This window comes from Caballeronia sp. M1242 (genome assembly GCF_017220215.1).
Classification (GTDB): Bacteria; Pseudomonadota; Gammaproteobacteria; order Burkholderiales; family Burkholderiaceae; genus Caballeronia.
In genome coordinates this window covers 648,848-664,159 of sequence record NZ_CP071129.1, presented here as the reverse complement: position 1 = coordinate 664,159, position 15,312 = coordinate 648,848, and the positions used below count along the sequence as shown (strand labels likewise).

The 15,312-nt window shown below is 64.4% G+C and carries 12 protein-coding genes; 8 read left to right on the top strand and 4 right to left on the bottom strand.

Annotated features, from left to right (window positions below; all coding sequences use genetic code 11):
* Nucleotides 1-16: 16 nt before the first annotated feature.
* The gene (locus tag JYK05_RS03040) at nt 17-562 is read right to left on the bottom strand and encodes a superoxide dismutase family protein (RefSeq protein WP_206467736.1); all 546 of its coding nucleotides are present in this window, start codon (nt 560-562) and stop codon (nt 17-19) included.
* 119 nt (nt 563-681) lie between these two features.
* Nucleotides 682-1,770 (bottom strand): iron-sulfur cluster carrier protein ApbC, encoded by a 1,089-nt coding sequence (apbC, locus tag JYK05_RS03035; protein WP_206467735.1) that lies wholly within the window; start codon nt 1,768-1,770, stop codon nt 682-684.
* Nucleotides 1,771-2,029: 259 nt separating this feature from the next.
* Here apbC and JYK05_RS03030 point away from each other — a divergent pair, with 259 nt between their 5' ends.
* The 4 genes from JYK05_RS03030 to JYK05_RS03015 all read left to right on the top strand — a co-directional run bounded on the left by JYK05_RS03030 (nt 2,030) and on the right by JYK05_RS03015 (nt 6,438).
* Complete coding sequence (locus JYK05_RS03030; RefSeq protein WP_175939705.1) at nt 2,030-2,686, top strand: OmpA family protein; 657 nt, start codon at nt 2,030-2,032, stop codon at nt 2,684-2,686.
* Between the two features lie 494 nt (nt 2,687-3,180).
* The gene (metG, locus tag JYK05_RS03025; RefSeq protein WP_206467734.1) at nt 3,181-5,319 is read left to right on the top strand and encodes a methionine--tRNA ligase; all 2,139 of its coding nucleotides are present in this window, start codon (nt 3,181-3,183) and stop codon (nt 5,317-5,319) included.
* 275 nt (nt 5,320-5,594) lie between these two features.
* The gene (locus tag JYK05_RS03020; RefSeq protein WP_241269831.1) at nt 5,595-5,987 is read left to right on the top strand and encodes a hypothetical protein; all 393 of its coding nucleotides are present in this window, start codon (nt 5,595-5,597) and stop codon (nt 5,985-5,987) included.
* Nucleotides 5,980-6,438, top strand: coding sequence for a DUF2846 domain-containing protein (locus tag JYK05_RS03015; protein WP_206467733.1), 459 nt, complete (start codon nt 5,980-5,982; stop codon nt 6,436-6,438). The genes JYK05_RS03020 and JYK05_RS03015 overlap by 8 nt, the downstream gene beginning before the upstream one ends.
* A 127-nt stretch (nt 6,439-6,565) precedes the next feature.
* Here JYK05_RS03015 and JYK05_RS03010 read toward each other — a convergent pair whose 3' ends face one another.
* Nucleotides 6,566-10,708 carry a translocation/assembly module TamB domain-containing protein gene (locus tag JYK05_RS03010; RefSeq protein WP_241269830.1) on the bottom strand — a complete coding sequence of 1,381 codons (4,143 nt, stop codon included), beginning with the start codon at nt 10,706-10,708 and terminating at the stop codon, nt 6,566-6,568.
* A gap of 7 nt (nt 10,709-10,715) precedes the next feature.
* A complete protein-coding gene (locus JYK05_RS03005; RefSeq protein ID WP_206468193.1) occupies nt 10,716-12,443 on the bottom strand; it encodes an autotransporter assembly complex family protein in 1,728 nt (575 codons plus the stop codon).
* Between the two features lie 463 nt (nt 12,444-12,906).
* Between JYK05_RS03005 and JYK05_RS03000 the strand changes: the two genes are divergently transcribed.
* The 4 genes from JYK05_RS03000 (at nt 12,907) to panD (ending at nt 15,289) form a co-directional block, all read left to right on the top strand.
* Nucleotides 12,907-13,095: a DUF3460 family protein gene (locus JYK05_RS03000; RefSeq protein WP_206468192.1), complete on the top strand. Its 189-nt coding sequence runs from the start codon at nt 12,907-12,909 to the stop codon at nt 13,093-13,095.
* Nucleotides 13,096-13,154: 59 nt separating this feature from the next.
* Complete coding sequence (locus JYK05_RS02995; protein WP_175940607.1) at nt 13,155-13,982, top strand: ScpA family protein; 828 nt, start codon at nt 13,155-13,157, stop codon at nt 13,980-13,982.
* A 72-nt stretch (nt 13,983-14,054) separates the two neighbouring features.
* A complete protein-coding gene (gene panC, locus JYK05_RS02990; protein WP_206467732.1) occupies nt 14,055-14,888 on the top strand; it encodes a pantoate--beta-alanine ligase in 834 nt (277 codons plus the stop codon).
* Between the two features lie 14 nt (nt 14,889-14,902).
* Entirely contained in the window at nt 14,903-15,289 is a 387-nt protein-coding gene (panD, locus tag JYK05_RS02985; RefSeq protein WP_206467731.1) for an aspartate 1-decarboxylase, read from the top strand.
* Nucleotides 15,290-15,312 lie beyond the last annotated feature (23 nt).

Genomic DNA, 15,312 nt, shown 5'->3' with positions numbered 1-15,312 from the left:
CGTTCGGACGATGCCGTTATCGCCTGATGACGCCGCACGCAAGCGTCGGACCCACGTTGTGCGGACTCAGCGCGTAGGGGTCGGCCGCTTCCCGGTGCAGCATGATCGCGCGGGAGATGACCGAGCGCACGCCGTCGAGCGACACGTCCGTCGCCACCATGAAGCCGGTGGCCGCGCCCGTGGCGTCCGCGTGAATGTTGCCGAGTTCGCCTTCGAGCCGGCTGCCTGCGCGTCCGCGGTCGGAGGGCAGCGCGAAGACCGGGCTAGCGTCTCCGTTCACCGCGATGCAGTCGCCGCGTTCGTGGACTTGCAGAGCGTGGTCGCTGTTGGGCGGCATGTCGACGAGGTTGTACGAAATCTGCACGCCGTCGGCGCGCTCGATGAGCGTCACCGTGCCGCGCGCGGTGTTGCCGGGCGTGGGCGTCAGCGTGGCGTCCGCGCGTTTCTCGTGATTCTGGAAGACGATGCCGCAGCCGCCGAGCAGCACGCTGCACACCGCCGCGGCCACGGCGAACAAGGCGAACCAGGCGGAGCGCGTCCGCCCGTTGACTCTGTCTCTCATGCGATCCTCTCGGCGGCCCGCCGACACCCGTTGCGTCGACGCTGCCGCGTCTCGAAGGCGACATGATACCGCGAGCCGCGCTGCACAAGGCTCGCGCGAGAGGGCCGCTTTGCGGCGGATCAGGTGTTCTGCACGACGATGCTCGGGAACTTCGAAGTCATGTCGCGCTGACGCTCGGCAACCGAAATCGCGACGCGCCGCGCAATCGCGCGATACGTCTCCGCAATCCTGCTTTCCGGCTGCGATACGACGGTCGGCTGGCCGGCGTCGGTGCGCTCGCGGATCGAGATGTCGAGCGGCAAGGAGCCGAGAATCTGCACGCCATATTCTTTCGCCATGCGCTCGCCGCCGCCCGCGCCGAAGATATGCTCCTCGTGGCCGCAGTTCGAGCAGATATGCGTGCTCATGTTTTCGACGATGCCGAGAATCGGAATGCCGACCTTCTCGAACATCTTCAGGCCCTTCTTCGCGTCGAGCAGCGCGATGTCCTGCGGCGTCGTCACGATCACGGCGCCCGTCACCGGCACCTTCTGCGACAGCGTGAGCTGGATGTCGCCCGTGCCCGGCGGCATGTCGACGACGAGGTAATCGAGATCCTTCCAGTTCGTCTGGCGCAGCAGTTGTTCGAGCGCGGACGTGACCATCGGGCCGCGCCACACCATCGGGTTGTCCTGCTCGATCAGAAAGCCGATCGAGTTTGCCTGGATGCCGTGGCCGGTCAGCGGATTCATCGACTGATTGTCGGGCGATTCGGGCCGGCCGGAAATGCCGAGCATCATCGGCAGCGAGGGGCCGTAGATGTCGGCGTCGAGCATGCCGACCGAGGCCCCTTCCGCCGCGAGCGCGAGCGCGAGATTCGTGGCTGTCGTGCTCTTGCCGACGCCGCCCTTGCCCGACGCCACCGCGATGATGTTCTTGACGTTAGGCAACAGCTTCACGCCGCGCTGCACCGCATGCGCGACCACTTGCGAAGAAACGTCGACGGCGGTATCGGTGACGCCTGGCACCTGACGCAGCGCGTCCTCGACGAGTTTGCCGATCAACGCAAACTGCGTCTTGGCCGGATAGCCCAGCACGACGCTCACCGACACCTTGCCGCCTTCGACCGATACGTTGCGGATGCTCTTGGTGTCGACGAACTTGCGGTTGGTGTTGGGATCGGTCAGGTTAGCGAGTGCAGTGTCGATCTGCGCGCGGTCAATGCTCATTGATACTCCGTGGAACGAGGGTTGCTGCCGTGCGTCGCCGTGCAACAAACTGAGGAATTTGCAAGTAATTGTTAGCGCCGTTGCGCGCGACTTGCTTCGCGCTGCACTATGCCGCTGCTGTCGTTTTCCGGGGACGTATCGCCGCGGGAAAAAGGACGTTTATCAATATTGTAGAGGCTCGTCCGAAAGCCCGTCCGAAGACCCTTTCGCACTGTCGGCGCGTGCGCGTCGAATCGCTTGTTGAATTAAGGAGATCAAGATGAAGATGAAGATGTTGACCCGTTTGTCCGTGTTCGCCGTCGCGGGCGCGCTCGTCGCAGGCTGCGCGACGCAGCAAGGCAATAACGCGGCGGTCGGTACGGGCGTCGGCGCGGCCACGGGCGCGGGCATTGGCGCGATTTTCGGCGGCGGCAAGGGCGCGGCGATCGGCGCGGCCACGGGCGCAGCGGTCGGCGGCATCACCGGCTATAACTGGCAGGCCATCCGCAACAAGATTTCCGGCGACTCGAAGGGCACCGGCACGCAGGTGACCGAGCAGCAAGACGGCTCGCTGAAGGTCAACATCCCGAATTCCATCTCGTTCGATACGAACAGCTACGCGATCAAGCCCTCGTTCGACCCGGTTCTGAACTCGGTCACGCAAACGTTGCAGCAGCATCCTGAGTTGATCGCGAGCGTCATCGGCCATACGGACAACACCGGCACGGCCGCGTACAACCAGACGCTGTCGCAGAACCGCGCGCAGAGCGTGGCGTCGTATATTTCGAGTCACGGCGTCGCGGCGCAGCGTCTGTCGGCGCAGGGCATGGGCCAGAACCAGCCGATCGCCGACAATTCGACGGAAGCCGGCCGCGCGCAGAATCGTCGCGTGGAAATCTATCTGCGCGCGACGGCGCAGCCGGGCCAGGTTCAGTAAGGCTCGAATATGAGGCGACGACCGACAAGCGCGTGATCTGACACCGTTTCAGAGGCGAGTGAAAAATTTTTGAAACTTGCCGGCGCGCCGCTTGTCTGTCGTTATGGTGGGTGGATGGCTGGGCCATCGCCTGCCATTCTCCTCTTGTCGTTGTTGCTCCGGGGCCCGATTGGACCCCGGTTTTTTTTGGGCGGCGAATTCTGCCCACTTTCGTTCGTCGATCCCGGAGCGGAGCGAACGAAGCAATCCGCTGGCCGACGACAGATAATCGCGCCTGCGCACCTTCGCAGACTGTCTGTTTGGCCAGCAAGACTTCGGCTCGATCACCACGCACCGCTGTTGCCTTCGCGAAGCACATGGCGCTTTTATTCGTCGCTCTTCCTGCACGGACTCGCTACTGGCAGTGCGTGCCGCAGCGGCGCGTGCTGCCCGCCCTGCTAAAATCGACATTCCCCTTTTCATCCGCTTCCAGCACTCCTCCGGGCCGCGCCTCCATGTCAGCATCGTCAGCACCGATTTCCGCCACCGCGTCCGCCGCTTCGGCCAACGAAGGCGGCCGCCGCCAGATTCTCGTCACGTCCGCGCTTCCGTATGCGAACGGCCAGATTCATATCGGCCACATGGTCGAGTACATCCAGACCGACATCTGGGTTCGGACGCTGCGCATGCACGGCCACGAGGTCTACTACGTCGGCGCGGACGACACGCACGGCACGCCGATCATGCTGCGCGCCGAAAAGGAAGGCATCACGCCGAAAGCGCTGATCGAGCGCGTCTGGAAGGAGCACAAGCGCGATTTCGACAGCTTCGGCATCTCGTTCGACAACTACTATTCGACCGACGCCGAAGAAAACCGCGTGCTGTGCGGCTCCATCTACACCGCGCTTCAGCAAGCCGGGCTGATCGAAGCCCGCGATATCGAGCAAGCCTACGATCCAGTCAAGGAAATGTTCCTGCCGGACCGCTTCATCAAGGGCGAATGCCCGAAATGCGGCGCGAAAGACCAATACGGCGACAACTGCGAAGTCTGCGGCTCGACGTATCAGCCGACCGAGCTCATCAATCCGTATTCGGTGGTGTCCGGCGCGACGCCCATCCGCAAGACGTCGACGCATTACTTCTTCCGCCTGTCCGATCCGCGTTGCGAAGACTTCCTGCGCGGCTGGGTCGGCGGACTCGCGCAAGCGGAAGCGACCAACAAGATGCGCGAATGGCTCGGCGACAAGGGCGAAGCCAAGCTCGCCGACTGGGACATTTCGCGCGACGCGCCGTACTTCGGCTTCGAAATTCCCGGCGCGCCGGGCAAGTACTTCTACGTGTGGGTGGACGCGCCCGTCGGCTATTACGCGAGCTTCAAGAATTTGGCGGATCGCATCGGCGTGGATTTCGACGCCTGGGTGAAGCCCGGCTCGAAGGCCGAGCAGTATCACTTCATCGGCAAGGACATTCTGTATTTCCACACGCTGTTCTGGCCCGCGATGCTCCAGTTCTCCGGCCACCGCACGCCGACCAACGTGTTCGCGCACGGCTTTCTGACCGTGGACGGCGCGAAGATGTCTAAGTCGCGTGGCACGTTCATCACCGCGCAAAGCGTGATCGACACGGGCATTAATCCGGAGTGGCTGCGCTATTACTTCGCGGCGAAGCTGAACAGCACGATGGAAGACATCGACCTGAACCTCGACGACTTCCAGGCGCGCGTGAACAGCGATCTGGTCGGCAAGTACGTGAACATCGCGAGCCGCGCGGCGGGCTTCCTCATCAAACGCTTCGATGGCCGCGTGCAGGACAGCGCGATGCAGCATCCGCTTATCGCGCAACTGCGCGGGGCGATTCCGCAAATCGCGGCGTTCTATGAATCGCGCGAATACGGCCGCGCGCTGCGCACGACGATGGAACTGGCCGATGCCGTCAACGCGTACGTGGATACCGCGAAGCCGTGGGAACAGGCGAAAGATCCCGCGAATGCGGTCGCGCTGCATGAGACGTGCAGCGTGAGCCTCGAAGCGTTCCGGCTGCTTTCATTGGCGCTCAAGCCTGTGATGCCGAAGCTCGTCGAATCCGTGGAAGCGTTCCTCGGCATCGCGCCGCTCGCATGGGCCGATGCCGAGCGCCCGCTCTCGTCCGCGCATGCGATCAACGCGTACAAGCATCTCACCACGCGCGTCGATCCGAAGCAGATCGAGGCGCTGCTCGCGGCGAACCGCGAATCGCTGCAACCGGCCGCGCCGGAAGCGAGCGCAGCTGCGCCGAAGGCCGCGGCAACAAAGGAGCCGAAGCAACAGGACAACGGCGTCATTTCCATCGACGATTTCGCGAAGGTCGATCTGCGCATCGCGAAGATCGTCGATTGCAAGGCAGTGGAAGGCTCCGACAAGCTGCTGCAACTGACGCTCGATATCGGCGAGGAGAAGACGCGTAACGTGTTCTCCGGAATAAAGTCGGCATATCAGCCGCAGGACCTCGTCGGCAAACTGACGGTGATGGTCGCCAATCTCGCGCCGCGCAAGATGAAGTTCGGCATGTCGGAAGGCATGGTGCTCGCCGCGTCCGCCACGGACGAAAAGGCGGAACCGGGCCTCTACATTCTGGAGCCGCATAGCGGCGCGAAGCCGGGGATGCGGGTGAAGTAACGCGTATCGGCAGACAACAGGCAAAGGGCACGCGAGCGATCGCGTGCCCTTTTGTTTTGGTTCTTCGTGGATTTGCGGGGATGGACGCAACGCGACCATGCACGGCCAGTCAACTCGTCTCGAGATAGGCGGTCATTTCAGGTTGAAGCAGTCATTCGCCGGGTCGCGAGCAAGCGCAATGGAACGCCCCGATAACTGAAACAAGCAAATATTTCTAAAGTTTTCCGTCGAAATGTCGAAAAGACGGGCTGGAAGAAAAACTCCTGAGGTCAATCTTGCTCAACATCCGAGGATTCGCACTCGCATTGGTCGCCGTTTCGGCGCTCTCTGCATGCGCACCGACAATTCAGGTTCAGACATCGCAATTGACGGCTCAGAGTACGCCGCAGCAGGTGATTCGCATCGTCAGGCCGGCAGTCGTAAGGCTCGCGACCGGATACTCGCGCAAGCTGCGTGCGGGTTCCACTTGGCGTTCCGTCGGGGTGCTGCCGCAAGGTTCGGTCTATCGGCCAGTGGGCTCCGAATTCACCATCGAAGGACGTCAGGTGCATGAAGCGTATCTCGTCATCGACGCAGATCGGCTGGTGGGTTTCTACTTGCCCGGCGAGTCCAATTTCTCCGCGTTAGAACCACCTCAATCCATACAAATCGAGAAAATGAATGGCTAAGCTGTTTCGTGCATTGTTGACCGGCTCCTTCGTGGCGCTCGTAGCATCCGGGTGCGCCAGCGGTCCGCAATACAAGGAGCTCGCCTCGTCGATTCCGACATTGAAGGAATCGCAAGGCCGGATTTACTTCTACCGCTCGAATTCGATGGTCGGCTCGGCCATGCAACCGAACATCCGACTGAACGGCACGGTAGTGGGCGAATCGAAACCTGGCGGCTTCTTTTATGTAGATGAGCCCGCCGGCACGTACGTCGTGTCGACGGCAACGGAGACCGAAAAAACCGTCACGTTCACGCTTGATGCAGGCGAGACGAAATACGTGAGGACGCGCATTGGCTTAGGCTTGCTCGTTGGACGCATCATCCCTTCGCTGGAATCCGCCGAGGAAGGCGAGAAGGCCCTGCAAGACTCGCATTACATCGGCACGCCGATGACTGCTGCGTCGAAGTAATCACGTAGATGCCCTCGTCGCGAGGGCATCTACCACGCGTCAGCTTCAGCGGCGAGTCGGTCGACAACGTCACGCTCTCCCACGATCCGCGCGCCTCCTACAACGCCGCGAGCGCGACGCGCGCCGCTCACTCCGAATCCACCGCCGTCGCCGATGCCCCGAACGGCGCCGACACGCCCGACGCGCCCGATGCCGCCGAAGGCTGCTCCGCCGAACGCGAGTCCGACGAGCTCGACGCAAAGAGCCGCATCCACGAATTGAAGCGCCGCGTATAAGACAGATCGACGCCCTGATACGTGCCGCCATACGCCGTCACGGACCAGAAGCGCGACAGGCTCAACGTCGCCTTGACCGCGTTGGCCGCCGACTGCAGCCCCTGCTCGTAGCCGATCACGAGCCGCTCGTTGATCGCTTTCGAAATCAGCACGACCTGCTGGTCGGTCAGGCCGACTTCGCTCGATCCGATGGAGAACTCGTCCAGCCCGAAGGTCTGCGCGATGCGCTTGCCGCTCGACCCGCCGAGGAGCGCGAGCGCGCTCGTCATCGCGCTTTGCTGACCGATGTTGTTGCCTTGATCCGTGCCGTGGCCGAAGAGCAGCCACGAGAGCTTTTCGTTGTCCGGCACGTTCGGCTCCGAAATGAGCTTCGCCACCGGCGACTGCACGGTGCCCGTCACCTGCACGCCCGCCTCGATTTCCTGATTGCGGCGCATCGCGAGAATATTCAGGCCGGGATTCGTCACCGGGCCGTTGAACGTGAAGAAGCCGTTCTCGATGTTCAGCTTGCGGCCAAACGCCGTGTAGGTCGATCCGGGCGTCACGCGCACGTTGCCCACCGCGCGCAGCGGCATGTTCGGCGCGCTCATCGCGGTGATCGTGCCGGCAAGCCCGAGGTCGGCGCCCGCGCCCTTGAAGCGGAACCGCTGCCCGAGGTCGATATCGATATTCGCGCGCGGCGTGAACGGCCCAACCGGTTTCTCCGTCGCGGCTTCGAACGATTTCCCGTTCTCGCCCTTCACCGTGCCGTCCGGACGCATGACCACGACGTCGTCGCCGAGCGCTGGCGCGGAGCTTTCCGGCAAGTCGAACAATCCGTGATCGACGGTGAACTTGCCGTTGATCGCCATGCCGCCCTGCAGGCCCGCATTCGCGATGCTCGCGCTGCCCGAGAGCATGAGTTGCCGGTCCGGCGACGCGAAGAGTTCGAGCTTGTCCGCGATGATGCTCGCCGTCAGATCGGGCTGCTGCTGATCCAGCCGCACCTTGCCGGTCGCGCGCAAGGTGCCGCTCGCGCCGTGGAACTCCACCTGCCGGAAGTCGACGAGATTCTCCGACAGCGCAATCCGGATGATGCCGTCCTTCAACTGCACGCCCTGATCCACGACCGTCGCCGACACGTTGTCGCCCGTCAGCGAACCGGAGAGCGTGGGCTTCGCGACGATGCCCGCGATCGTCAGTTTCAGCGCGAGTCTGCCGCCGAGCAGATAGTTCGCGCCGAGCAAGCCGCCGGTCGTGCGCAATTCGGGAATGTTCGCGTCGATGGCGCCGGTGAGCGGCGCTTCGTCCGCGACGGTGAGCGCGCCGTCGCGGTTGACGAGCGTCGTGTGCGCGTTCGCGTCGATCACGCCGATGCGGCTCGCCTGCGCGTGCAGCGTCGCGTTCAGGCGATTGCCGCCGGTGAAATCCGCGCGCGCGACGATATCGGAAATGCCGAGCGCCGCGACGCCGCGCGTGCCGTCGATGGTCACGTCGCCGGCGCGGCGTTTGATCTGCGCGTAGCCGGTCGCCGTCGAGCCGAGCGAGAAGTTCCAGTCGCCGTCGAAAACGAGGTCCGTGCGCAGCGACGATTCCTCGCCGGTCATCTCGCGCCGCACTTCCATCAAACGCGGCACCGAGAGATTCGTGAGCGTGCCGGCCGATTGCATGCGCCCGTTCTCCAGCGCGAACGACTTGAGATCGAGCACCGCGCCCTCGGCGACGAGCCGCGTCGCGCCGAGCACGATGCGCTTCGGCCCGTAGCTCACCGCGAGCGGCGCTTCGAGATTCACCGACGGCGTGCCCTTGTTCGACAGCTTCGTGATGGTGCCGTCCCAGTGCGGGCCGTCGGCGGCGTCGGTGAACTTGCCGTTCGCGCCGAGCGCCAGGTTCACGGCCTGACCCTGAACCTTGCCGGTGGCGGTGACCGCGAGCGTGTGCTGCATGCGCGTGCCGTTCAGATTCGCGTCGAGCGTGGCGACTTCGATGCCCGTCGTGCTCGCGTCGCGCGCCTTCAGCGTGAAGTTCAGCGCGCCGTTTGCGCCGTCGCGGATATCGGCGCGGCCTTCCGCGTGGCCGAGCCGGTTGGCGCCGAACACCACGCCATCGGCCTGATAATTCGCGGCGACATTCGGGTGCGCGAGCGAGCCGGTGAGATCGCCGTCCGCCTTCACGGTGCCCGCGATGCCGAAGCCGAGCCGCTCCAGCTGCGGCGCGTCGACGCGAAAGCGCAGCCGGTCGCCCGGCGCGCCGAAACTGCCGTTCAGATCGACATCGTTGCCCGCAATCGAAAGCTGCGCGGTGCTCGGCAGCAGGCGCATGCCCGCCACCTGCACCGTGCCTGCGCCGGTGAGCGGCAGGTTGTCGTATGTGCTGTCGTTCAGCTTGAACGTGGCTTTCGTCGCGAGCGTCGGCGCGAGCATGCCCGTCGCCGCGAGCGTGCCGTTCACGCGGGCCTCGATCGCGCGCGGCGGCGGTCCTTTCTTCGCGGCGGGCTTCGGCTGAATGAGTTGCTGCGTCAGTTGCAGCGGATTGAAGTCGATGAACTTCGCTTTCACGTCGTAGCTCGAATTCGCGTCTTTCTTCAGCGCGCCGCTCGCCTCCACGCGGCCTTTCCCGACGATGAGCTTCACGTCGTCGAGCGTGGTCGCTTTCGGATCGAGTTTCACCTTCGCCTGCGCGCGGATCGCGGCGCGCGGATCGTTCAGATCGGCGGTGACGGTTTGCGTATCGCCCGCCAGCACGACGCGCACCGGACCCGCGAAGTCCGTCGGCCGCACGCTCGGCTCGATGGCGTTCAGGTCGAGCTTCGCCACGTTGAGGTCGAACTGTCCGTTGCCGCCCGATAGCGCGCCGCCGCCCGTGATCGTCGCGTTCTTCAGAAGGCGCACGTTCAGGTCCGCGATGCGCTGCGCCGACGCGTCGAGCCGCACGTTCGCCCGCGCGTCGATAAGCGGCAGCAGTTTCTTGTCGATGGAACCGGGCTTCGCATTGACGATCGACACCGGCCCGCTCACCACGAAGGTTTTCGCGTCCGGCTCAGGCTTCACTTCGGCGCGCACGGCGAGATCGGCGGCGGGCGCGCCGGCGCTGAACGCCTGCGGATTGATGTGATCGGCGGTGACGATGGCGAGCTTGAGCGGCACGTCGGCGAAGGGCGTCGCTTCGACGTGCGCCTGGCCCGCGAGCTCCAGGCCGCTCGCATTCACGTCGGCGACGAGGTCTTCGAGCGAACCGGAAAGGCGCGCGCCGACCTGCACCGTCTCGCCGCTGACCTTGCCCGCGTAGGTCACGTCGCCCGCGAGCGGGAACGGCCGCGCGCCGCCGTCGAGCTTCGCGGCCGCCGTCACCGCGCCGAACGGCGTGTCGAGACGCTGCACCGTCGCCTCGTGATGCCGGCCGTCGCTGCGCCCGTTGAAGAGCAGGCGCGAGAATTCGGTGGTCGTCGTCCCTTGATGCAGCCGCAGCTTCTCGACGCTCAGATCGCGGACCACGAGCTGGATCGGCAGGCGCAAATCCTTCGGCAGTTCAGTCTTCTTGCTCGGCTCATTCGATGGCGCGATGCGCGCGTCGATGGTGCCGACATGCAGATAGTCGATCGTGAAGCGCAGCGGTTCGCGCGTGAGCGACCAGCGGCCCGAGACGCTGTCGACGGCGATGTCGGTGCCCTTGCCGTCGAGACTCTTCCAGTGGACATCGCGCAGTTGCAGGCCCGTGGCGACCGCGCCGCCGTCCAGCTTGCCGGTGAGCCGGCCGCCGAGGAGCGAGGTCGCCGCCTCCCACAAATAGCGCGTGCCCGGCTCGGTCGTGAGCGCGAAAAAGACCGTGCCGAGCGCCAGCACGACGACGATCAGAACGACGAGCACCAGCGCCGCGAGCCAGCGCAGCGCGCGCCGCCCGCCGCTGCGGCGCGGCGGCGTTTTCGGAGTTTGCGGCGCGTTGTCAGGGTCATTGCCGTTGCCGGCGGCCTCCGCGTCGGGTTCCGTCATGCGTTCGTTGTCGGGAAGATCGCTCATGGCGTGCTCAGAACGCGATGCCGAGCGTCAGATACGGCTTGATGCTCTTGTTCTTCAGGCCGTATGCGACGTCCACGTTGACCGGCCCGACCGGGCTGCGCCAGCGCGCGCCGACGCCCACGCCCGGCTGGAACACGCGCTCGTGCCATGTATCGGTCGCCGTGCCGATGTCGAAGAACACCGCGCCGCCCCAGTCGTGCGTGAACCAGTGCTGATACTCGCTGCTGCCCGTCACCATGTACTTGGTCGGCAACACCGAACCGGACACATTGTGGCCGATACCCAGATAGCTATAGCCGCGCACCGAATTCGCGCCGCCCGCGCGGAACAGCAGCGACGCCGGCACGCCGCTCGACGGCCCGGTGGTGAACACGCCGCCGAACTCGGCGCGAAACACCAGCAGATCGTTCTTGCCGAGCGGCAGGTACTGCTGCGCGTTCGTGTAGAGACGCGCGAACGTCTGATCGGTCATGACATTCTTCACCGCAAATCCCGCTTCCGCCCGTATCACGTTGCCGCGGCGCGGGAACAGCGGATCGTCGACGTCGCGGCGCACCCACGTCCACGCCGGCACGAGCGCGCGCGCGGTCGACGGGTTCGGCTCGTTCTGCGTGAGACGGTCGTCGTAAAAGGTCAGCGAATACGTGGTGTCGATGTTCTGCGTCGAACGCGAACGCTGCACGCCGACGCGCGCGCTGTAGATCTTCGTATCGGATACGTCCGTGATCGTGTAGGAGCCGAACACGGCGTTGACCCAGCCGCGCGAATCCGGCGGCATGGCGAGCTGCACGCGGCCGTACTGCTGCGTCTGGTCGAGGCGTCCGGAAATGGTGAACGGATACGCCGCGCCGAACGTATTCAGATAGCTGTAAGCGCCCTGAATGTGAAAGCCCGTGTCCGTCGCGTAGCCGACGCCGTAGCGCACGCTGTTGTACGGATACTCGCTCACCTTGATATGCAGCGGCGTCTCGATAGGCTTCGTGACGTCGTTGCTCGCGTCGATCGCGACGCTCGCGTAATACGGCGTGTTCTGCACCTGCCGCTGAAGCTCGTTGACGCGGGCGATGTCGTAGATCTCGCCTTCGTGGATCGGATTCACGTTTTCGATGATCTTCTGCGGATAACGCTTCGTGCCGCTGATATCGAGCTTGCCGAAGGTGAAAGTCGGGCCGCTGTCGAACGTGACCGAGAGATCCGCCATCTGCGTGCGCGGATTGATGCGCGCCTGCGACCGCACGATGCGCGCGCCGAGATAGCGGCGCGATTGCAGCGCGCGCAGCGCCGCGCTCTTTGCGTCGTCCCAGGCGTGCTGCGAGAAGGCGTCGCCTTCGTTGACCGAAAACGCGAAGCGCGCGGCGTTTTCCTGCGCGCGGTCTTCCGTCGTCACCGCGCCCGTGAACTTCAGCTCCACCGAAGCGACTTTCGTCTGCGGACCGGGATCGACGCTGACTTTCACCGAACGCTTCTCGCCCGCCGTGTTGACGTCCGTGCGCACGACCGGCGTGAAATAGCCCTCGGTCGCGACGAGATCGCGCACGTCTTTCGGCGTCGCGGTGACGAGGAACTGGAACTGGTCGTCGCTCACGTCGTCGCGCTTGGCGAAACGCGCGAGGTCGAGATGATCCTGCAACAGCTTCTTGATGCTGCGCGGGGCGTCGATGTCCACGTCGTATTTCGCGAAGGCGGGCGTCGCGGCCGCGAGCAATGCAAGCACCGCGAGCGCAGCCGACGCCAGACGGAACCCGGCGACGGCGGCCGGGCGATGGCGGCCAGGAGGCGCAAACGGTTTCGCTGTGCGCGGGGTTGCGGCCAGGTTGCGCAGCGCGCGCAGCGAATCAGACAAACGCCCCGCCAAACGTGACCTCCGGCATCGGGATGAGTGGGAATCGAAAGGTGAAGCGGTCCAGCGAGTGCGGCTTCGGCGCGGTTCGCGCGGCTTCGGTGCGGCTCGCGCCGCACGGCGCAGGCGCTATTTCACCACATCGATGCGCGCAGGCGACGTAAAAAAGCACGGTACGGCGCGAGAGCCGTGCGCCGTTGGACGGCGCGAGACCCCGGCGGGTTCCGTACGCGAGCGCGGCAAGCGCCGATATGCGTGGACCGCGCCTCTCCTTGCGGTAAAATCGCCGACGAACTCGCGCGCCCGTTTGCCGGGGCGCGCCGCCCTCATCGAACCGAATCGACTCAACGGAAGCCGGATCATGTATCAGTCGGACATCACCCAGTTCATCAGTCAGCTGAAAGCGCAGAAACCCACGCTGGAAGACGAACAGCGCCGCGGCCGCGCGCTCCTGTGGGACAAACAGCCCGTCGATCTGGACGAGCGCGCGCGTCAGCAAACCTCGCGCGTGAAGCAGACGCCTTACGTGTACTACCAGAACTTCTGAACGTGAGCGCCGGCCAGGAGCCGCAAGCAGCGCGGGAAGGTGCACGCGAAAATCGCGACGTGGCGCTCGCCGCGCCCGCGACCGATTCGACGCCCGACACCATCGACGGCGTCGCGATCGCGCATCTGTACGGCGAGCCGCTCTGGAAGCTGCCGACGGATCTCTACATTCCGCCGGACGCGCTCGAAGTGTTTCTGGAAGCGTTCGAAGGCCCGCTGGACCTGCTGCTCTACCTTATCCGCAAGCAGAATTTCAACGTGCTCGACATTCCGATGGCGGATGTCACCGCGCAGTATCTCGGCTACGTGGACCAGATTCGCCAGTCGAATCTGGAACTGGCGTCGGAATATCTGCTGATGGCGGCCATGCTCATCGAGATCAAGTCGCGCATGCTGCTGCCGGTCAAGAAGGCCGACACCGGCGAGGACGCCGAAGACCCGCGCGCCGAACTCGTGCGCCGCTTGCTCGAATACGAGCAGATGAAGCTCGCGGCGCAGCGCATCGACCAGTTGCCGCAACTCGGCCGCGACTTCCTGCGCGCGGAGGTGTATATCGAGCAGGCGTCGGTGCAACGCTTTCCGGACGTCGACATGAACGACCTGCGCGCCGCCTGGGCCGACGTCATCAAGCGCGCGAAGCTCGTGCAGCATCACAAGATTTCGCGCGAAGAGCTTTCGGTGCGCGAGCACATGAGCATCATCCTGCGCCGCCTGCAAACCGCGCGCTTCATGGAGTTCACGGAGCTTTTCGATACGTCGCGCGGCGTGCCGGTGGTCGTCGTGAACTTCATCGCGATGCTGGAATTGTCGCGCGAATCACTGCTCGAAATCACGCAGGCCGAGCCGTATGCGCCCATCTACGTCCGGCTGGCGTACTCTCCTGCCTAAGAACCCGCTTTTCTCCCACATTTGCCTCGGGGCAGCCGATTTTCACGCCGCCCGCCAGGAGACACCCGCTCGATGAAAGTCATCAGCTCGATCCATGAACTGCGCGACCAGTTGCGCGGCCAGAACCGAACCGCCTTCGTCCCGACGATGGGCAATCTTCACGAAGGCCATCTCTCGCTGATGCGGCTCGCGCGTCAGCATGGCGATCCCGTGGTCACGAGCATCTTCGTGAACCGCCTGCAATTCGGGCCGAACGAAGACTTCGACAAGTACCCGCGCACGTTGCAGGACGACATCGAAAAGCTGCAACGCGAGAACGTCTACGTGCTTTTCGCACCGACCGAAAAAGACATGTACCCGGAGCCGCAGCAGTATCGCGTGCATCCGCCGCACAATCTCGGCGACATTCTGGAAGGCGAATTCCGCCCCGGCTTCTTTCATGGCGTGTGTACCGTCGTGATGAAGCTGATGTCGTGCGTGCAGCCGCGCGTCGCGGTGTTCGGCAAGAAGGACTATCAGCAGCTGATGATCGTGCGGCAGATGTGCCACCAGTTCGCCCTGCCGACGGAGATCGTCGCTGCCGAGACCGTGCGCGACGAAGACGGCCTCGCGCTGTCATCGCGCAATCGCTTTTTGTCGCCTGCTGAACGCGCCGAAGCGCCGCAGCTTGCCGCGCAACTGCAGCGCGTGCGCGAAGCCGTGTTGTCGGGCAATCGCGATATCGCCGCGCTCGAACGCGACGCCATGAACGCGCTCGCCGAGCGCGGCTGGAAGCCCGACTACGTGAGCGTGCGCAAGCGCGCCGACCTGCTCGCGCCGGGCGAGGCGGACGCGGATGCGCCGCTCGTCGTGCTCGCGGCGGCGAAGCTCGGCGCGACGCGCCTCATCGACAATCTGGAAATCTGAAGGAAGTCCGCAACATGCAACGCACCATGCTCAAATCGAAGATTCATCGCGCGACGGTCACGCACTGCGAGCTGCACTACGAAGGCTCGTGCGCCATCGACGAGGATCTGCTCGAAGCGGCGAATCTCCTGGAGAATGAGCAGATCGACATCTGGAACGTGAATAACGGCGAGCGCCTGACCACGTACGCGATCAAGGGCGAGCGCGGCAGCGGCATGATTTCGCTGAACGGATCGGCCGCGCGGCGCGCGCAACTGGGCGATCTCGTCATCATCGCGGCATTCGCGCAGGTGGACGAACAAGAGATCGCGGCGGGCTGGAAGCCGAATCTCGTGTTCGTCGATGAGAACAACCGCATCAAGGGCAGCCGCGACCACGTGCCGACGCAGAACTGGACGTAAATCGTCGGAGCTTTGCCCGCACG

Excerpts from the sequence above, each read along its gene's own strand:
- JYK05_RS03040 (WP_206467736.1), bottom strand. The coding sequence starts at position 562 with ATGAGAGACAGAGTCAACGGGCGGACGCGCTCCGCCTGGTTCGCCTTG.
- apbC (WP_206467735.1), bottom strand. The coding sequence starts at position 1,770 with ATGAGCATTGACCGCGCGCAGATCGACACTGCACTCGCTAACCTGACC.
- JYK05_RS03030 (WP_175939705.1), top strand. The coding sequence starts at position 2,030 with ATGAAGATGAAGATGTTGACCCGTTTGTCCGTGTTCGCCGTCGCGGGC.
- metG (WP_206467734.1), top strand. The coding sequence starts at position 3,181 with ATGTCAGCATCGTCAGCACCGATTTCCGCCACCGCGTCCGCCGCTTCG.
- JYK05_RS03015 (WP_206467733.1), top strand. The coding sequence starts at position 5,980 with ATGGCTAAGCTGTTTCGTGCATTGTTGACCGGCTCCTTCGTGGCGCTC.
- JYK05_RS03010 (WP_241269830.1), bottom strand. The coding sequence starts at position 10,708 with ATGAGCGATCTTCCCGACAACGAACGCATGACGGAACCCGACGCGGAG.
- panC (WP_206467732.1), top strand. The coding sequence starts at position 14,055 with ATGAAAGTCATCAGCTCGATCCATGAACTGCGCGACCAGTTGCGCGGC.
- panD (WP_206467731.1), top strand. The coding sequence starts at position 14,903 with ATGCAACGCACCATGCTCAAATCGAAGATTCATCGCGCGACGGTCACG.